The following is a 17,740-nucleotide window of genomic DNA, read 5'->3' on the forward strand; positions in this document are numbered from 1 at the left end:
GCCGTGACCACCGACAGCTTCGTGTTCGATCCGTTCGCCGCGGGCTTCGCCGAGAATCCCTATCCGCACTACGACCGGCTGCGGGCCGCCGCACCCGTGCACGAGCACCCGCTCGGATTCTGGATCGTGTCGAAGTACGAGGATGCCGCCGCGCTGCAGCGGTCGGCGCAGTCGGTCGACGAACAGGATCTGACCCGTCTGCCGACCTGGAAGAGCGACAGCGGCGAGCTCGGCAAGGAAAACCGCATGATGCGCGGACTGTCCATGCTGGACCGGAATCCGCCCGATCACACCCGCCTGCGCCGCCTCGTCGCCAAGGCGTTCACGCCCCGCGCGATCGAGGCGTTGCGGCCCAGGGCCGAGGCACTCGTCGACGCCGCCCTGGACCGCATCGCCGAGGCGGGCACCGCGGATGTGGTCGCGGGACTGGCGTTCCCGGTGCCCTTCGCGATCATCTCCGAGATGCTGGGCGTCCCGGTGGTCGAGCACACCAGGCTGCGCGAACTCACCGCGATACTCGTGCTGGCGCTGGAACCCCTGCCCGATCCCGCCTTGCAGGCCGAGGTCCGGTCGGCCAACCAGGAACTGTTCGCCATGGTCGGTGACCTGGTCCGCTGGAAACGCGCCGCACCCGGCGACGACCTGCTGAGCAGGCTCATCACCGCCGAACACGATGGCGATGTGCTGAGCGAGGACGAGCTGGTCGCCCAGGTCATGCTGCTCTACATCGCTGGCCACGAGACGACCGTGAACCACCTCGCGAACGGCGTCCTCGCCCTGCTGCGCCACCCCGGCCAGGCACGACGACTCCGGGAAGACCCCGCACTCGCCGAGAACGCCGTCGCAGAACTGCTCCGATACGACACCCCCGTGCAACTGATGCGCCGGATCACCGTGGAGTCCATGCCGATCGGCGGCTCGGTGATTCCGCCGGGCAGCCTGGTGCTCGCCTGCGTCGGCGCCGCCAATCGCGATCCCGAGTTCTGGGGCGTCGACGGCGACGAGCTGCGCCTCGAGCGGCCGAACGCGCAGCAGCACCTTTCGTTCGGCGCGGGCATCCATCACTGCCTGGGCGCGGCGCTGGTCCGGCTCGAGGCCAGGGCCGTCTTCACTCGCTTCGTGCGGCGGTTCCCCGACGCGACCATCGACGAATTGCGCTGGAACGGACGGATCAACGTGCGTGGACCCGCGGAACTGTCCATTTCGGTGTAGCGCGAGCGCATCGCCGCGTCGATCCCGGGCGCGCGCCTGCACACCATCGCGGATTGCGGTCACACCAGCAGCTTGGAACAACCCGCGGCGATCACCGCGTTGCTGCGGGAGTTCCTCGCCACCGTCGACGGTTCCTGACGCACCGACAGGTCGGTGATCAGCACCGAGAGACTCATGGCCGGAACGGCGGGACCGCGAGATCGTCGCCGAAAAGGTCCGGGAGGTCGCGATCGACGCTGTCGGGGAAGCGCGCGGGGCGCTTCTCCAGGAAGGCGGTCACGCCTTCCCTGGCGTCGGCGCTCGCGCCTCGGTGGTAGATGCCGCGGGACTCGATGCGGTGCGCGATCATCGGATGCTCGGCGCCCAGGTTGCGCCACAGCATCTGTCGGGACAGGGCCACCGAGACCGGCGCGGAATGCTCGGTGACGCGGCGCGCGAGCGCACGCGCCTCGTCGAGCAGGGTGTCCACCGGATGCAGCGCGGAGAACAATCCCGCTTCGCGGGCCTCGCTCGCGTCGACGAGGCGGCCCGAGTACACCCAGTCCAGTGCGGTCTGCATGGGGACCAGCCGGGGCAGGAACCAGCTGGAGCAGGACTCGGGAACGATGCCACGTCGATTGAAGACGAACCCGATGCGGGCGGTGTCGACGGCGATGCGGAAGTCCGCCGCGAGCGTCATGGTGATGCCGACGCCGACGGCGGGGCCGTTGACGGCGGCGATGATGGGCTTGCGAGATTCGAACATACGCAGGACGACCTCGCCGCCGCTGTCGCGGAAGGACTCCGCGGCGTCCTGGTCGCCCGCGACGAAGGTCTCCGCACCCGCTGACAGGTCCGCGCCCGCGCAGAAGGCGCGTCCGGCGCCCGTGATGATCACGGCGCGAATTCGATCGTCCCGGTCGCAGGTATCGAAGGCATCGATCAGCTCCGTGCCCATCGCGGTGGTGAACGCGTTGAGCTGCTGCGGGCGGTCGAGGGTGATGGTGGCGATGGCGTCGGAGACGTCCAGGCGAATATCGGCCATAACCAACAGCTTGCCATCACGACGATTTCCGCGCTCTTGCAGGGGGTTCGGGTGACATTGGACGACCGGCGTATCGATTCGAAGGAGAATGACTGTTTACTTAGTGCTGCCCGTACGGTTAGCCTGTCGCCGTGTCTCGATTGGTCACGGCGCCTGGGTCCCCGTGTCGGGGTGACAGCGCGGACCAGTCGGACGGCGTTTCGCGCTGTCGTTCGACAACCCGGAGAAGAGGAGTGGGATGGAGATCAGCAACTCGGTCGCGGCCGTGACCGGTGGTGCGTCGGGACTGGGCTTGGCGACCGTGCGGGAGTTGCACGGCAAGGGAGCGAAGGTCGTGATCATCGACCTGCCGTCGTCCTCCGGCGAGGCCGTCGCCAAAGAACTCGGCGACGGCGTGGTCTTCGCGGCGGCGGACGTCACGAACGAGGAGCAGGTCACGGCGGCCCTCGACGCCGCGCAGGAGCTGGGCGATCTGCGGATCGCGGTCAACTGCGCGGGTATCGGCAATGCCATCAAGACCGTGGGCAAGAACGGGGCGTTCCCGCTGGCGGACTTCACCAAGGTCGTCAACGTCAACCTGATCGGCACCTTCAACGTGATCCGGCTGGCCGCCGAACGGATCGCGAAGACCGATCCGGTGGGTGAGGAGCGCGGTGTCATCATCAACACCGCGTCCGTGGCGGCCTTCGACGGCCAGATCGGGCAAGCGGCGTACTCGGCGTCCAAAGGTGGAATCGTCGGCCTGACCCTGCCGGTGGCGCGTGACCTCGCGGCCATCAAGATCCGGGTCGTGACCATCGCGCCGGGGTTGTTCCACACTCCGCTGTTCGCCACGCTGCCGGACGAGGCCATCGCGTCCCTCGGCGCGCAGGTTCCGCACCCCTCGCGCCTGGGCGACCCCAGCGAATACGCCGCGCTCGCGCGCCACATCGTGGAGAACCCGATGCTCAACGGCGAGACCATCCGTCTCGACGGCGCCATCCGGATGGCGCCCCGCTGAGGTGTGCCGGAGGGACTCCGAGTAGTGAGGACGGTGCGGGTGCCGGTTGTTTCGGCACCCGCACCATCCTTGCGCGGATCGGAGATCTAACGGGTTCGTCTGGGGCCGGGTGCGAGGCGGATACCGACGACGGTGATGACGGTGACCACCAGCACTGTCATCAGCCTCATGAGGTTCCAGACGGCCGGGTCGGGGGCCGGTTCGGCGGGTTGGATGTCCCGTCCGCGTGTCCGGTTCTGTGGGGCAGGGCGCGGCTCGGGTAGGGGACGCTCGGCCTGCGGCGGTATCGGTGTAGGGGCAGCTGCGGGAGCCGGAACGATAGGGAGTTCCGGGGCAGGCGGACCGAGTTGGAGGGGGCTCATAGGCGGGGGCGGGGCGGTGGGAAGCAGCAGCAGACACGTCAGCACTGCGCTGCCGGTAGCGGCACTGCCGACGGCGGCGCTGCCCACGCCCGATCCACTCGATCCGGGGCCGATGAGACCAGGTACGAGGGAGCCGAAACCGCTGCCGGTCACGAGCCCGAGCAGGAGCAACGCGCTGCCCGTCACGGCGCTGCCGGTGCACGCCAGCTGGACGCTGCCGGTGTCGACTCCCGGCGTCGCGGCCGGTTGTTCCGCCGTGACGTCCGAGTGGGGCGCCGGGCGTGCCGCGCCCCCGGTTTCCGCATCGCCGGTGGCGAGCGGACCGCCGCGAGCGCCTGCGGTCCCGGCGCTGCCGGTGGCGACGAGGCCGGCGCTGCCGGAGGGCAGCCGAATCGGGCCGAGACTCAGGGACCCACCGGACGTCTCACCTTCGGCAGCGGCGCTACCGGACGATGTGGCGGGGCCGTCGCTGGAACCACCGCCCGCGAAGGCGCCCACCGGCTCGGAGCCGGTCTCCGCACTCCCGGTTGCGAGGTCGCCGAACGGCGGCCACGGCGGTGGCTCCGCCGATGCTTCCAGCGGTGGGGCCACGAGTGCCGCTATGGCCAGGGGCAGCATCACAGCGGCCAATCCCTTGGTCATTCTCGGTGTTCGAGATGTGTTTCGCTCGCGTCGCATGGGCAGTCGCCTCGTCGTAGTCGGAACCGGCCGGAAGATCACGTCGTGTGCTGGTACCGGGACAGTGCGAGTTCGAAGGCCTCCTTCGGGACCACGTTCCCACCGGAGAACGGCTCGTCGAGGTTGTAGATCGCCCGGATCACCACGCCGACGATGGCGCCGAGCAGCGCGGTTGTCACGACGGTGCGCTTGGTGACCTGGACGCCGGAGAGGACCACGCTGAACAGCAGCAGGACCGTGCAGATCCACATGGCCAGGTAGAGGAAGCCGGGAACGCGGTAACCGGCGTCCAGCGCGCGATCGGCACGTGCCTGCGCCACCGCGTCGAGGCTGGTCAGTGCACTGGTGCGAAGTGTGTCGACCTCGGGATCGGCCGGATTCACCGCGGCAACGGCGTCGCGCAGGGTATCGAGGGTGTCCTGGGTGGATTGACTGAGATGACCGTCGTCGGCCATCACGGCCCATTCCGCAGGGGAGCGGCGACGCCCTCCAGGTGCGGAACACGACCCGGAGCCGATGCGCGACGACCGGATCGTGCACTCCCCACCAGCGCCTACAGCGTGCTTTCGTGCCGAAATTCGGCGAATTGCCTTGTCCCGACGTGCCTCTCGGCCGTATGTCGGCGCCGCCTTCGTCAGCGGAGGTATCGAAGCGTTGCTATGTTGCTAGCGTATGCGGGTCGCCGAGTTCTGGACGACAGGTCTCGGCAGGCACGTGTACCCGCTCACAGATCACTTTCGTCGAATTGCTGTTCCATTACCTGGAGTCACGTTCTTGACCACACCACAGTCCCCGATGGCCGCGCCGCACACCACTGGAACCGGAGCGTGCCCCGTCCAGCACGGACCCTTGACGGAAGCGGACGCCCCGCGCGTCCAGATGTATACGAAAGAGTTCGTCACCGACCCGCACCGCGCCTACCGCGAGATGCGGAGCAAGCACGGCTCGCTGGTTCCGATCGAGCTGGCGCCCGGCGTTCCCGCCACCCTGGTGATCGGCTACCAGACCGCGGTGCGCATCCTCAGCGATCCCGACCATTTCCCGGCCGATCCGCGCACCTGGCAGAAGACCATTCCCGACGATTCTCCGGTGCGGCCGATGATGGAGTGGTATCCGGCGGCACGGTACAACACCGGACTCGCCCATGATCGGTATCGGCATGCTTCCGTCGACGCCATCGACGGGATCGATTTGTTCGACGTGCCTACCACGGTCGAACAGATCGCCGTCCCGTTGATCAATGCGTTCTGCGCGGACGGATCCGCCGATCTGGTCACCCAGTACGCGTTTCCGCTGGTCCTGGAAGTCCTCAACCAGATGGTCGGCTGCCCGGCCGAGATCGGCGAGCGGGTCGCCACCGGTATGGCCGCGCGCTTCGACACGGTGCGGGGGCCCGAGGGCATGAAGATGCTCAAGGATGCGCTGATGCAGCTGATCCGGCTCAAGCGCCAACATCCCGGCGACGACGTCACCTCGCGGCTGGCGCACCACTCGACCGAACTCGACGACATCGAGATCTTCGCCCAGCTGATGAGTTTCTACGGGGCCGGATTCGAGGCGCAGCGCAATCTGATCACCAACGCCGTGCTGCTGATGATCACCGACGACCGATTCCGCTTCGGTGACGTCCTCGGACGGAACCTGTCCACCACCGACGCGCTCGACGAGGTCTTGTTCAACGATCCGCCGATGGCGAACTTCTGCACGACGTACCCGCGGCAGCCGATCATGGTCGACGGGGTCTGGTTGCCCGCGGACCAGCCGGTGGTCATCAGCCTCGCCGGGTGCAACAACGATCCTCAGATCCGTGGGACCGACGAGCCCGGTGGCAGTCGTATCGGCAATCGTTCCCATCTGGCGTGGAGTGCGGGTCCGCACGCGTGCCCGGCGAAATCCGTCGCCTACATGACGGTGCAGAACGCCATCGACCAGCTGTTCGACGCTCTGCCGGAAATCCAGTTGGGCAAGGCCGAACTGCAATGGCGGCCGGGACCGTTCCACCGGGCACTGATGGCCTTGCCGGTCGTCTTCCCGAAATCCGCGCCGGTCCGCGTCCTATAGCGCCGATAACGAATGTGTCTTCACCGGCTCGGGTCCATACTGGTGCTCGCCGGTGAAAGCGGCTGACATGCCCGGCGATATCGCCGGCGCGACAGGCGCAGCCATCGGTATACGGATGTTCGTCGGCACAGGGGCGGGACGGTACGCCAGCGGTGGTCAGCGGAATGAGCGGCGGCGAGTTGTACGCTCGCGTCCGGGGCGAGGAGACCGCGTCGCTGCGGTCGGCGTCTGGAAACGCCGTTCGATTCGTGGCGGCCGTGGCGGCTGTTGTCGTGGTCTGGGCTCGCGGGCCGCAGCTGCTGGCGGCCTGGGTGCCCGCGGTGGACCTGTCGACGTGGCGGCAGCTGGTGCTGTTTCCGCTGGCCGTGCTGGGGGTGGGGGCGTTCGCCGCCGGTGCGGAGGCCGTCGCCGACGCATCGCAGGGGTTGCGGGCGCGATCGCTGCGGCGACGCGTGGACCGTGATCCCGATCAGATCGCCATGCTGGTGCCGCCGCTGGACACGCACATGGCCACGGTGCAGGAGGTCCGAAGTCACGGCGCGGCCGCGAGCCGACGGTTGCTCTGGGGCGTGGTGCCGGTCGCGCTGTTCGTCTTGGTCCTGGTCTACGGGGTGACCGTGGAGGAACCCGACGGAACGCAACGTCCGGCGCCGGAACTGGAGCCTGCCGTCCTCGGCCTGATGGTCCTGTCGGCGGCGGTATTGCTGGCATCGGTCGCGCTGCGGTGGCGGCGTTGGAATGCGAGCCGGACGGTCGAGAAGTGGTCGAAAGACCCCGCCTACAGCGCCAGGATCAGCCCGATCGGCCCGGACCCGACTTGGTCTCGCGCGAGCGAGATTCCGGCGCTCACCGTGCGGTTCACCACCCCGCCGCGGGGCAGGGGAGACCTTCGCGAGGTCTCGCCGCGGTCGAATGTGATCGGCGCGAAGCCGGTACAGATCGCCTATCTGCGCCTGTTCGACAATCGGGCGCGCGCCCGGGAATTCCTGCGCGGCGCGTGGCGCGAGTTCGGGTATGTGCATCTCCTGCGCAGCGCCGCGTCGGTGAGTCCGGAGGAGGTGCGAGACGTGCGCAGGCGCAATGCCTTCCGCACCATGTTCGTGGCGTCACCGCGCATGTTGCGCGAAGAACTGGCGAAACACTCGGACGAACCGTTGCCACCCGGACGAAGGCGGCTGCTCGGGGTGACCGATCTGGCGGTCAAGGTCCGCGACCCCGCGGGCAGCTATCCCGTTCGCTCGATCCTCTGCCACGTCAGCTTCTGGCAGGCGGCGGTGGACACACTGCTGTCCCGGGTCGACTACGTCGTGCTCGACCTCGCCGGATACGTGCCGGCGAACGCGGGAACACGATTCGAGTTGCAACGTGTGATCGACCGCTTTCCCATTGCCGAAGTCATCTTCCTCTGCGACAAGCAGAGTGACCGGGCGTTCCTGAAAGCGCAAGTGCTCTATCACTGGTCGCGAATGGACAGCCGCTCACCGAATTCCGGCACCACCCCGCGGACGGCCCGGATCGCCGTGACCGACGGTCATAGGGCCGCCACCCGGTATCTGATGGCGGATCTGCAAGTCCGTGGTTGATGTCGCGAATGCGTGGTCGGGAATGGCGATCGGCGATGGTCGACTCGTAATTCGAAAGCAGCGCAAAAGGATTCGATACGGACCTGTCGCCTGTTACGCTTCGGCCATGTCGGTTCGAACGCGTCCCGCGGCCCGTGCGGCAGGCTGACGACTACCCCGGGCTGTTCCAGTCCGCGGACACGGCGTCGCTGTACGGCCAGAAGTTCTATCTTCGCGCCTACGGAGCTCGGCTTTGGCTGGCCGTGGTGGCGGCGGCGTGCGCGGCAGTCACCATACGCGTCGGCGCTTCGGGCACCGATATCGCGGCCATCCTCACGGCGATGGCCTTCGTCGGAATCCTCGCGGTCGATGTGGGCGTTCTGCGCGGACGTCCGGGTAAGTCCTGGTACGAGGGTCGCGCGCTCGCCGAATCGGTGAAGACCTTGACCTGGAAGTACGCGGTACAGGGTGCGCCGTTCGTCGGGACGCTGTCTCCGGGCGAGGCCGATCGGATGTTGATCGAGCGACTGATGCTGCTGCGTCAGGATATCTCGGCGCTGGCGTTGCGGCCGACCACCGCCCCGGCCATCACCGATCGCATGCGGCGGCTGCGCTCCGCACCGTTCGACGAACGGCGCCGCGTCTACTTGAACGACCGCATCCGGGAACAGCAACGCTGGTATGCGGGAAAATCCGGATACCACCAGCGCAGGTCTCAGTTGTTCGGCACGCTGGCACTCGTTTTCGAGGTCGCGGGTGTCGCGGGAGCGCTGGCGAAGGCGTTCAACGCGGTGAACTTCGATCTCGCAGGCATTTTCGCGGCGGGGGTGGCGGGACTGGCCGCCTGGTCGTCGGCCCGTCAGCACAGTACCGGCGCCGCCGCCTATGCCGTCGCCTCGAATGAATTGAGCATCGTCGCCGAGGTCTTGGAACAGAACGACACCGAAGCCGCTTGGGCCGACGCCGTATCCGACGCCGAGGAAGCGATCAGCCGTGAGCACACGCTCTGGCGAGCCTCGCACGGCGAATGACCTGCGTGCACGACGGTGCCGCATCGATCGGACATCGGACGATCCGGCGTGGCTGCCGGATATGCCAGGCGTGGGCGCTTACCATGATCAAGCTGTGTGACGTGGCGGCGTCGCATGGCGAACGGGGAAGCGGCCCGTCCGGCGTGTTTCGTAGCGCCGGGCGGGCCGTTGCGTTCGGTCCGGCCTGCCTTCGGCCCGTGTGATCCGTCGCAGCGGCGACGGGTGCGGCGCTCGGATGTACCGCCCGCGTTTGCCACCGAGCGGCGCGGGTAGGCAACGACGAATGGCATAGGTCTGGAGGTCGGAATATGGCATCGAACAATGGGGTCGGACAGTTGCGCAGCGTCGTGCTGGATCGCCCTCAGCCGCGGAAACTCGCCAGGTTCTATCAAGAGTTACTCGGGGGAGATCTGCTCGAGGACGATGACGACGACTGGGTGGTGCTGGTCGAGGCATCAGGTCGGCGCATCGCGTTCCAAACGGCGCCCGACTACCAGCCCCCGCGCTTCCCGGATCCCGAGGGGTCACAGCAAGTACATTTCGACGTCCTCGTGGACGATATCGAGCAAGCCGAGCCCGCTGTGCTCGCGTTGGGCGCGACACTCGTGCAGGACGAAACCGATGGAGCCTTCCGTGTTTATGCCGACCCGGTGGGGCATACGTTCTGTCTGGTGTTGCTCCCGGACGAGTAGAACTCCATCCGCGCCCGGCCCTGCCGCGCCGGAAGCGATCGCGCCATATACGGCGGATGTCTTATCCGGGTGGCGGGCCGGGCCACGGCGGTACCGATCAGGCGTGCATGCTCCAGTTCATTCGGGCGGGGCCGGGTGCCGGATGTCATCGGCCACCGAACCGCCCGCGATATCGGCCGCCACACCGATTTCCTCCTCGTAGCGGTGCGCGGCGAGTACCTGGTCGCGGTCGTCGGTGATGTCCTGGAGCTTTCGGTCGTCCTCGGTGCCGGTGGCCTCGGTCTCCAGGACTCCGGCATCGGTGTCGGGCTCCTCTTCGGCGAGCCGGTCGCCGAGCGGTCGAGGATGAGATTGCTCCCACTGCGTCACGCCGTACTTCGTGACGCCGCTCCAGTGCTCCGGTGGGTCCATTCCGGCCTCGAGCGGGTCGGAACGCAGCCGGTCCTCGTCCAGATCCTCGGCGCTGCTGAGGGCCGCCGCATCGGTCTCGACCGCGTCGGGCGCGCCGGTATCCTGCGGCGGGTCGTATGTCTCGTTCGGTTCGGTCATCGCTGCCTCCTCTCCTGCATTCAGCGACTTCCCGCAACGGTGGTCGGCAAACCCCCGGGAAACGGATGGACGGCGTCCGCGACCGGCTGCGGGCCGTGCACCGGAGCCCGGGGTCGCGGTCGGGGTGGGCGCGACCGTCACCGTCGGGTGAACACGCCGAGGTGTTCGGTGTCGTAGTACTCGAGGGTGAGTTTGTCGCCGTCGAACCTCGCCTGGGAGACCGATCCGTGCGGGGCGTTCTCGCCGGGAGGCGTGAAGACGAAAGTGTCGCCGTTCCAGTGCTTCAAGGGGAAGGTCATGTTGTTGGGGCCCAGGGTGAGCGTGAGGAATTGATCGGTGGCGCTGATCGTCGCCGGTCCGTAGTAGGCGTTGTCGTAGGTACCCGCGTATGCCGCCGCCGGTCGCGCGGGCGCGGGGTCGGCGGGCGGCTGTTTGCCCGCCAGCGCCCCGGCCGGTGCTCCGAGCGGCTGGAACGCCGTTCGATACAGAGTGCGCCAGTCCTGCTGGACCTCCCCGAACTGCACCAGGTCGGCGAACTCCGCGTTCAGCGTCTCCGGCACGCCGATCGGGGCCGCGTTGGTGAGCGTCACGATGCCGACGTCGGCCGAGGGGATCAGGGTGAACGCGGTGGCCGCGCCGAGGCCGAACGCTCCCGAGTGACCGAGCACGACGCGGCCCGCGGCGGAATCGCTCACATTGAAGCCGAATCCGTAGAACCCGGCCCGCGCGTCCGGCGTTTTCGGTGGCGCCGACACGGCTTGCGGAGAGATTGCGGGCAGCAGATCCTCGGATGGCACCAGGACCGAGCCTCCGGCGGAGCCGTCGGCGAGAACCATCGTCATCCATTTGGCCATGTCGGTCACCGAGGAGCTGACGCCTCCCGCCGGGGACTGCGCGTCCGGTTGGCGCTGTGGGTTCGCCGGCTCGTACTTCCCCTCGATCAGCACGTGCCCCTCCGCGCGGTTCGCGCGGGACACGAAGTCGGTGTAGCGGGAACTGGTCGAATTCATGCCGAGCGGACCGTAGATGGTCTGTGCGGACAACGTCTCCCAATCGGTTCCCGCCGCGGTGGCCACGGCGACGGCGGCCGCGGTCAGCCCGAAATTGGTGTACTCGTAGGAATCGCGGAACGTGCCCAGCGGCAACAGCCGAAGCCGGTCGAGAATTTGACCGCGGTCGTAGCCGAGATCCTCCAGCAGGTCGCCCGCGTGATCGGGCAGTCCGGAGCGATGCGCGTACAGATCCCCGATCGTGACGTGCTCGGTGACGTAGGGATCGGCGAGGGCGAAGGACGGCAGCAGCCGGTGCACCGGAGTGTCCCATTCGACGCCTCCCGCGGCGATCCGGCGGGCGACGACCGTGGCCCCGACCGGCTTGGACAACGACGCCAGCTGGAAGACCGTATCCGGGTCGACCTTCTCGTCGGTGACGACGTTGCGAACGCCGAATCCCTTGCTGTACACGATCTTTCCGCCGTGAACGACGGCGACCGCCATGCCGGGAACCCCGGAGGAGGCGAACAGGTCTTCCGCGAGCCGGTCCAGCTCGCCCACGGCATCGTCGATCCGGCCGTCCGGTATCGGCACACCGGCGATCCGGTTGGGCAGCCCCGCGGAACTGGACGGTGCTCCCGCTCGCGTGGAGTCCGCTCCGTCGCTGCCGCACCCCGCTATCGCGAGTATGAGGGCCGTCGCCATCGCCACGGGGCCGAGCAACATACGCCGCAGTCTGCCCACGGATCGCCTCCTGGCTGTCGCAGCGACAAAAGACCAGATAAAGGCTAGTTGAGGTGAGATTGCTGCGCGGTCGGTTCGGGTTTTCGCGGCGACGGGCCACGCACTCGCCCGCCGCCGTCGAATTCCGGCAGATCAGACCGGCGGCGGAGCTATCCGGCGGCGGGAGTCTCCCGGATCTCCACGATCGGAAGCACCAGCGCCGCGGGCGAAGTCGCCGGAACCGCCGGATTCACCGGTGCGATGGGAGCGATACGCCGGTATCCCGTGCCCACCGGTGGACGGGCGTCCACCTCGCCCTTGTTCGGCCAGTACGCCGCCGCCCGCTCGGCCTGCGCGGTGATCGTCAGCGACGGGTTGACGCCCAGGTTCGCCGAGACCGCCGCCCCGTCGACGACGCTGAGCGTCGGGTAGCCGTACACGCGGTGGTAGCCGTCGATCACACCGTGCTCGGCATCGGCCCCGATCGCCGCGCCGCCCAGGAAATGGGCCGTGAGCGGGATGTTGAAGATCTCCCCCCAGCTACCGCCCGCGATGCCGCCGATCTTCTCCGCGACCCGCCTGGTGACGTCGTTGCCCACCGGAATCCAGGTCGGATTGGGTTCGCCGTGGCCCTGTTTGCTGGTCAGCTTGCGGCCGAACAGGCCGCGTTTGGTGTAGGTGGTGATCGAATTGTCCAAGTGCTGCATGACCAGTGAGATGATGGTCCGCTCACTCCAGTTCTTCGTGCTCAAGAAGCTGAGCAGGTTCATCGGGTGCCGCAGCACCAGGCCGAGGAAGCGCAGCCAGCGCGGGATCCGGCCACCGCCGTCGACCATGAGTGTCTGGAGCAGCCCCATCGAGTTGGAGCCCTTGCCGTAGCGGACCGGCTCGATGTGCGTGTCGGGAGTGGGATGAATGGACGAGGTGATCGCGACGCCCTTGGTGAAGTCGGTGCCGGGGCGCACCTGCTTGGTCGCGGCGCCGACGATCGACTCCGAGTTGGTGCGCGTGAGCACGCCGAGCCGATCGGACAGGCCCGGCAGCACGCCCTTGTCGCGCATGGCGAACAGCAATTTCTGGGTACCGCGCGTGCCCGCCGCGAGCACGACGTGCGCGGCGGTGAGCGTGCGAGGCTGCTTGCGAATCCAGGCGCCGGTACGAGCGGTGGACACGTCCCACGTGCCGTCCGGGTGCGGGCGCAGTTCGGTGACCGTCGTCATCGGGATGACTTCGGCGCCCGCCTGCTCGGCCAGGTACAGGTAGTTCTTCACGAGCGTGTTCTTCGCGCCGTACTTGCAGCCCACCATGCAGTCGCCGCATTCGACGCACCCGGTGCGCTCCGGCCCGACGCCGCCGAAGTAGGGGTCGGGCACGGTCTTGCCCGGCTCGCCGAAGAACACGCCGACCGGCGTCTGCACGAAGGTGTCACCGACACCCATGTCGTCGGCGACGGCCTTGAAGACCTCGTCGGCGGGCGTCATGTGCGGGTTCCGCACCACGCCGAGCATCTGCTGCGCCCGCTCGTAGTACGGGGTGAGTTCGTCGCGCCAGTCGGTGATGTCACGCCACTGCGGGTCGCGGAAGAACGGCTCCGGCGGCACGTACAGCGTGTTCGCGTAATTCAGCGATCCACCCCCGACGCCCGCGCCGCCGAGGATGAGGACGTTGCGCAGCGGATGGATGCGCTGGATTCCGTAGCAGCCGAGTGCGGGCGCCCAGAGGAACTTCTTCAGCTCCCAGCTGGTCTTGGGCAGTTCGTCGTCGGCGAAGCGCCGGCCCGCCTCCAGTACGCCGACCTTGTACCCCTTCTCCACCAGCCGAAGCGCGGTGACGCTGCCGCCGAACCCGGAACCGACGATCAGCACGTCGAAATCCGTCGTCCGCTGGTCCATGTGGAACTCCTCGATCGTGTCGCCAGTGACTCGGCTAACACTACTCCCGGGTAAGTAACGGTTCGCAAGTCGGCTCGAACCAGCCGATCACTCCGGTGATCAGCGGTGCCGGTGGTCGCCCGCCCCGGTTAAAGAGCGATGCTCTCAATAGTTGACAACGCTCTCGGATGCGCGCATCGTTTCTGTTATGCCGACGACCCCCCGCGCCCGCGCCAGGGCCCAGACCATGAACGACATCGTCCGGATCGGGCGCGAACACCTGGCGACCGAAGGCGCCGCCGCCTTGTCCCTGCGCGCGGTCGCGCGTGACCTCGGCGTGGTCTCCTCGGCCGTCTACCGGTATGTCCGCAGTCGCGACGAGCTGCTGACCCTGCTCGTCGTGGACGGCTACAACGCCCTCGGCGACGCGGTCGACGAGGCGCTGGCCGAGGCCGGGGACGATCCGATCGACGGGCTGCGGGTTCTGGGTCGCACGGTGCGGCGTTGGGCACTGGCCGAACCCGCTCGCTACGGGTTGTTGTTCGGGACGCCGGTTCCCGGCTACGACGCACCCGCCACCGAGACCACCGCGCCGGGCACCCGGGTGATCGCCGCGCTGCTGACCCTGTTCGCTCAGGCCCATCGTGCCGGCCGACTGGCCGCGCCCGGTAAGGAGCCGCGGATCTCCGCGCCTCTCGCGGGCAGCTTCGCGCTGATCCGCGACGAGTTCCCGCTCGAGGTGCCCGACTGGCTGGTGGTCCGCGGCGTCACGTTCTGGGTCGGCCTGTTCGGGGCGGTGAGCGCGGACGTCTTCGACATGTACGGCACCAACACTTTCGCCGACCGCGACGAATTGTTCGAACTCCAGCTCGACGGACTGCTGGAAATGCTCGGTTACCGCGGGTAACCACCCGCGGTGACAGGGCGGCCCGGCACTGTTCATGGCACGGTGTGCTGCGATGGAAGTCGTGACGACGCCCGGCGAACAGTTCCCCGCACACGACGCGATCGCATGGGCGCACCGGATGGGTGCGCGCATTCCACTGGTCAATGCGCCGATGGGGGGTGTGGCGGGCGGACGGCTCGCCGCGGCGGTGACCGCGGCCGGCGGGCTCGGGATGATCGGGATGGGCAGTGCCGGATCGGTCCGGGCGCTGGAGCGGGAATTGCCGCACCTGCGCGGCATCGACGGCCCGTTCGGCATCGGTCTGGTCGATTGGGTGGTCGCCGAGGAGCCGCGACTGCTCGAGGTCGCGATCGAGGCGCGTCCCGCACTGATCTCGGTGAGCTTCGGGGAAGACTTGGGCTGGGCCGCCCGAGTCGCGGACGCGGGGATCGTCCCGGCCACTCAGGTGTACAGCGGGCAGGACGCGCGGCGTGCGCAAGCCGCCGGTGTCGGCGTCCTCGTGGCCCGCGGCGTGGAGGGTGGTGGGCACGGCGCCGTGAACGCGTCGCTGCTGCCGCTGCTGGAAGAGGTGCTGGACGCGGTAATGGTCCCGGTGCTCGCGGCGGGCGGCATCGGCGCACCGGGGGATCTCGCCGCCGTGCTGCGCGCGGGGGCCAGTGGCGCATGGCTCGGCACCTGCCTGGCGGCCTCCTCGGAATCGCTGCTGTCGGATGCGGGCCGTCGTGCTCTGGTCGAGGCACGCGGCGACGACACGGTGCTCACCCGCGCGTACGACGTGGGAATGGAATTGCCTTGGCCCACCAATTTTCCCGCGCGGGTGCTGCGCACCGGGTTCACCGACCGGTGGACCGGGCGAGAAGAAGAACTCGCCATGGACGCGGCGGCCAAGCGCGCTCTCACCGCGGCGCTCGCCGCTGACGATCCCGCCGTCGCGCCGATCGACGCGGGGCAGGGGGTCGGCTCGATCACCTCCGTGGAACCGGCCGCGCGCGTGCTGGAGCGGCTGTGGGCGGGGGCGACCGGATCGGTCATGAGCTGAGGGGTTCAGTCCTCGCTGCTGGTTCGCTCACCGAGATAGCGGATCAACTCGGGATCGGAGGAGACCAGCCGGTCGACTTCCTCTCCGCCCGTGCACTGGTAGAGGGCGACGGTGACCGAACCGGGCCGGCGTCCGGCGACCCGCCAGATTCCGCCGGAATCGGCCCAGCGCCGCAGCACCGTGATGGGATCGTCGGTCATCGTCCACCTCCACTCGATGGTGTACCCCGAAGTGTCACCGCGGGACGGTGACCGGGTCGGAACAGCTGGCGGGCGCGTCGACGAAGGAACAATCCTTCGGCGCACGGGTCGGCTGGTAACCGGGCGCGACGCCGCCGGCCCGGGTGATGTCGGTGTATGCGGTCACCGCGTCCGTCGGCTTGCGCGTGAGGGCTGGATCGGTGAGGACGTCGACGGTGTAGAGGCCGAAACGTGGTGTGTAGGAGCCCCACTCGTAATTGTCGGTCAAACTCCAATAGTTGTAACCGATCAAGTTCATGCCGTCGGCCTTGGCTCGCTGGAGCCAGTAGACGGTGTCGCGGAGTGAATCGGCGCGGCTGTATCCGTCCGCGCGGGGCAGGCCGTTCTCGGTGGGCATCCCGTTCTCGACTATGTAGAGCGGCTTACCGGGGAACTGACGCGCATAGTGTTGCAGCGCGTAGTAGATGCCTTCCGGCTGCAGCGGGTTCTTCCACAACTCCGTGAAACTCGCCGTGGCGCTGAGGCTGTCGGGGGAGAGGCCGTAGTAGTAGTCGATGCCGATGTAGTCGAGCTTTGTGTCGAGCCTGTCCACCAGTGGTTTGTTCACCACATCCTCACCGCCGGGGATGTAGGCGACATTGCTGGTCACCATGGCGCCCGGCTGTACCCGGTGGATGTAGTCGTAGATGCTGTTGTGCGCCTGGGCGATCCGGTCTTGCATCGCGGGCGCGGCCGCGGGCGAAAGTCCGCCGTGGCGCAGTTCGTTCAGCAGGTAGAAGGTCGGCTCGTTGAACGTCACCCACAACGGCTGGAACGGGGCGTAGCGATCGACGACCGCTCGTGCGTTGGCCAGCCAGTCCTCGACGAGGCCCGGGTTGTTCCAGCCCCCGCGGTCGACGGCCCAGCCCGGGTAGACCCAGTGGTCGATGGTGATCATGGGACGCATGCCGGCAGCCGTGATCGCGGCGACGACATCGTCGTAGAATTTCAGCCCCTCGGGGTCCCACTTGCCCGGTTCGGGCTGGACGCGTGCCCACTCGACGCCGATGCGGTACACCTTCACGCCCAGATCGGCCGCAAGGGCGATGTCCGAGCGGTAGCGCGCGTAGAAGTCGATCGAATCCCGGTAGGGGTCAGTCGTTTTCCCGGACGCGACGTAGCGGGACCAGTTGCTGTCCGGGGCATGGCCTTCCGATTGATATCCCGACGAGGCGACGCCCCAGAGGAAATCCGGGCCCATCGGGGTGACCGCGGCGGGCGGCTCGGGGCGGGCGGCTGCTGGGGCGGCGCCTCCGAGCAGTACCGCGGCGACGGCCGCCAAGGCGGCAGAGACATGGCGGCGGTGTGAACGCATCGAACTCCTGTTCCGAAAGGGGCTGATCCTCGTCGTCCTTCGGGTGCTCGAACCAGGGTGGGGGAGGACGGCACGGGGGACAGGGTAACTGGTCGCTTGTCCGTTTTCTCGAAAGTCGGGGAGTGGGCTGCGCTTCGAGGACTTGCGCGGAACGGAACTGCGTGGAGGGTGATGTGGCGGAGCCTCAACAACTAACATCGCAAGAACTTGCATGTCGATACGTAGATATTCGCATTGAAATATGTATTTCCTCATCTTCAAAACCACGGAACACCCCCAGAACCACCATGCGATCGTGCACGCACAACTCCGCTCAGGACGAGCCGATCCAAGATCGCGTTCGGCCTGGTCGGGCTCGAACCGGATCGGCGCAGCCAGGCCGGGCCGGGGGATCACCAGCGACCTCGTCCGGTGCGGTGACCAGCGGGATTGCGTAGAAACGGATGCAATACGAAACCTGCACCGCAACTGAAACTTCGCAAT

The 17,740-nt window shown here is 67.8% G+C and carries 16 protein-coding genes; 8 read left to right on the forward strand and 8 right to left on the reverse strand.

The genetic code is table 11. From position 1 onward, the window contains the following. Positions 1–3: 3 nt before the first annotated feature. On the forward strand, positions 4–1,212 hold the full coding sequence (locus ACIA5H_RS11670) for a cytochrome P450 (RefSeq protein ID WP_397075698.1): 1,209 nt from the start codon (positions 4–6) through the stop codon (positions 1,210–1,212). A 172-nt stretch (positions 1,213–1,384) separates the two neighbouring features. Here ACIA5H_RS11670 and ACIA5H_RS11675 read toward each other — a convergent pair whose 3' ends face one another. Then, positions 1,385–2,236, reverse strand: a complete 852-nt coding sequence (locus tag ACIA5H_RS11675) for a crotonase/enoyl-CoA hydratase family protein (RefSeq protein ID WP_397075700.1) — start codon at positions 2,234–2,236, stop codon at positions 1,385–1,387. Positions 2,237–2,474: 238 nt separating this feature from the next. Between ACIA5H_RS11675 and ACIA5H_RS11680 the strand changes: the two genes are divergently transcribed. Continuing rightward, positions 2,475–3,236, forward strand: a complete 762-nt coding sequence (locus tag ACIA5H_RS11680; protein WP_355074129.1) for a 3-hydroxyacyl-CoA dehydrogenase — start codon at positions 2,475–2,477, stop codon at positions 3,234–3,236. 86 nt (positions 3,237–3,322) lie between these two features. On the opposite strand, the gene ACIA5H_RS11685 is transcribed toward ACIA5H_RS11680, so the two are convergent. Next, positions 3,323–4,240 (reverse strand): hypothetical protein, encoded by a 918-nt coding sequence (locus tag ACIA5H_RS11685; protein ID WP_397075703.1) that lies wholly within the window; start codon positions 4,238–4,240, stop codon positions 3,323–3,325. Positions 4,241–4,314: 74 nt separating this feature from the next. Continuing rightward, on the reverse strand, positions 4,315–4,731 hold the full coding sequence (locus ACIA5H_RS11690) for a hypothetical protein (RefSeq protein ID WP_397075705.1): 417 nt from the start codon (positions 4,729–4,731) through the stop codon (positions 4,315–4,317). Between the two features lie 340 nt (positions 4,732–5,071). Here ACIA5H_RS11690 and ACIA5H_RS11695 point away from each other — a divergent pair, with 340 nt between their 5' ends. The 4 genes from ACIA5H_RS11695 to ACIA5H_RS11710 all read left to right on the forward strand — a co-directional run bounded on the left by ACIA5H_RS11695 (position 5,072) and on the right by ACIA5H_RS11710 (position 9,622). Next, entirely contained in the window at positions 5,072–6,337 is a 1,266-nt protein-coding gene (locus ACIA5H_RS11695) for a cytochrome P450 (protein WP_397076036.1), read from the forward strand. A gap of 257 nt (positions 6,338–6,594) precedes the next feature. Next, a complete protein-coding gene (locus ACIA5H_RS11700; protein ID WP_397075707.1) occupies positions 6,595–7,920 on the forward strand; it encodes a hypothetical protein in 1,326 nt (441 codons plus the stop codon). 134 nt (positions 7,921–8,054) lie between these two features. After that, the gene (locus ACIA5H_RS11705; protein WP_397075709.1) at positions 8,055–8,930 is read left to right on the forward strand and encodes a DUF4231 domain-containing protein; all 876 of its coding nucleotides are present in this window, start codon (positions 8,055–8,057) and stop codon (positions 8,928–8,930) included. A gap of 308 nt (positions 8,931–9,238) precedes the next feature. Further along, a complete protein-coding gene (locus ACIA5H_RS11710) occupies positions 9,239–9,622 on the forward strand; it encodes a VOC family protein (RefSeq protein WP_397075711.1) in 384 nt (127 codons plus the stop codon). A gap of 117 nt (positions 9,623–9,739) precedes the next feature. Here the strand turns inward: ACIA5H_RS11710 and ACIA5H_RS11715 are convergent, their stop codons facing one another. From ACIA5H_RS11715 to ACIA5H_RS11725, 3 genes are all read right to left on the reverse strand, one after another. Further along, a complete protein-coding gene (locus ACIA5H_RS11715; protein ID WP_397075714.1) occupies positions 9,740–10,171 on the reverse strand; it encodes a hypothetical protein in 432 nt (143 codons plus the stop codon). A gap of 137 nt (positions 10,172–10,308) precedes the next feature. Then, positions 10,309–11,889 (reverse strand): serine hydrolase, encoded by a 1,581-nt coding sequence (locus ACIA5H_RS11720; protein ID WP_397076038.1) that lies wholly within the window; start codon positions 11,887–11,889, stop codon positions 10,309–10,311. Between the two features lie 167 nt (positions 11,890–12,056). Beyond that, the gene (locus ACIA5H_RS11725) at positions 12,057–13,778 is read right to left on the reverse strand and encodes a GMC oxidoreductase (RefSeq protein WP_397075716.1); all 1,722 of its coding nucleotides are present in this window, start codon (positions 13,776–13,778) and stop codon (positions 12,057–12,059) included. 187 nt (positions 13,779–13,965) lie between these two features. Here ACIA5H_RS11725 and ACIA5H_RS11730 point away from each other — a divergent pair, with 187 nt between their 5' ends. Further along, entirely contained in the window at positions 13,966–14,664 is a 699-nt protein-coding gene (locus tag ACIA5H_RS11730; RefSeq protein ID WP_397075718.1) for a TetR/AcrR family transcriptional regulator, read from the forward strand. Positions 14,665–14,716: 52 nt separating this feature from the next. After that, complete coding sequence (locus ACIA5H_RS11735) at positions 14,717–15,703, forward strand: NAD(P)H-dependent flavin oxidoreductase (RefSeq protein ID WP_397075720.1); 987 nt, start codon at positions 14,717–14,719, stop codon at positions 15,701–15,703. Between the two features lie 5 nt (positions 15,704–15,708). Here ACIA5H_RS11735 and ACIA5H_RS11740 read toward each other — a convergent pair whose 3' ends face one another. Both ACIA5H_RS11740 and ACIA5H_RS11745 read right to left on the reverse strand, forming a co-directional pair. Next, positions 15,709–15,903: a hypothetical protein gene (locus ACIA5H_RS11740; protein WP_379253562.1), complete on the reverse strand. Its 195-nt coding sequence runs from the start codon at positions 15,901–15,903 to the stop codon at positions 15,709–15,711. 34 nt (positions 15,904–15,937) lie between these two features. After that, entirely contained in the window at positions 15,938–17,257 is a 1,320-nt protein-coding gene (locus tag ACIA5H_RS11745) for a family 1 glycosylhydrolase (RefSeq protein ID WP_397075723.1), read from the reverse strand. Positions 17,258–17,740 lie beyond the last annotated feature (483 nt).

This window comes from Nocardia sp. NPDC051900 (assembly GCF_044452545.1).
GTDB classification, from domain to species: Bacteria; Actinomycetota; Actinomycetes; order Mycobacteriales; family Mycobacteriaceae; genus Nocardia; species Nocardia sichangensis.

Excerpts from the sequence above, each read along its gene's own strand:
- ACIA5H_RS11715 (WP_397075714.1), bottom strand. The coding sequence starts at position 10,171 with ATGACCGAACCGAACGAGACATACGACCCGCCGCAGGATACCGGCGCG.
- ACIA5H_RS11730 (WP_397075718.1), top strand. The coding sequence starts at position 13,966 with ATGCCGACGACCCCCCGCGCCCGCGCCAGGGCCCAGACCATGAACGAC.
- ACIA5H_RS11725 (WP_397075716.1), bottom strand. The coding sequence starts at position 13,778 with ATGGACCAGCGGACGACGGATTTCGACGTGCTGATCGTCGGTTCCGGG.
- ACIA5H_RS11675 (WP_397075700.1), bottom strand. The coding sequence starts at position 2,236 with ATGGCCGATATTCGCCTGGACGTCTCCGACGCCATCGCCACCATCACC.
- ACIA5H_RS11690 (WP_397075705.1), bottom strand. The coding sequence starts at position 4,731 with ATGGCCGACGACGGTCATCTCAGTCAATCCACCCAGGACACCCTCGAT.
- ACIA5H_RS11735 (WP_397075720.1), top strand. The coding sequence starts at position 14,717 with ATGGAAGTCGTGACGACGCCCGGCGAACAGTTCCCCGCACACGACGCG.
- ACIA5H_RS11710 (WP_397075711.1), top strand. The coding sequence starts at position 9,239 with ATGGCATCGAACAATGGGGTCGGACAGTTGCGCAGCGTCGTGCTGGAT.
- ACIA5H_RS11745 (WP_397075723.1), bottom strand. The coding sequence starts at position 17,257 with ATGCGTTCACACCGCCGCCATGTCTCTGCCGCCTTGGCGGCCGTCGCC.
- ACIA5H_RS11720 (WP_397076038.1), bottom strand. The coding sequence starts at position 11,889 with ATGTTGCTCGGCCCCGTGGCGATGGCGACGGCCCTCATACTCGCGATA.
- ACIA5H_RS11695 (WP_397076036.1), top strand. The coding sequence starts at position 5,072 with ATGGCCGCGCCGCACACCACTGGAACCGGAGCGTGCCCCGTCCAGCAC.
- ACIA5H_RS11740 (WP_379253562.1), bottom strand. The coding sequence starts at position 15,903 with ATGACCGACGATCCCATCACGGTGCTGCGGCGCTGGGCCGATTCCGGC.
- ACIA5H_RS11680 (WP_355074129.1), top strand. The coding sequence starts at position 2,475 with ATGGAGATCAGCAACTCGGTCGCGGCCGTGACCGGTGGTGCGTCGGGA.
- ACIA5H_RS11685 (WP_397075703.1), bottom strand. The coding sequence starts at position 4,240 with ATGACCAAGGGATTGGCCGCTGTGATGCTGCCCCTGGCCATAGCGGCA.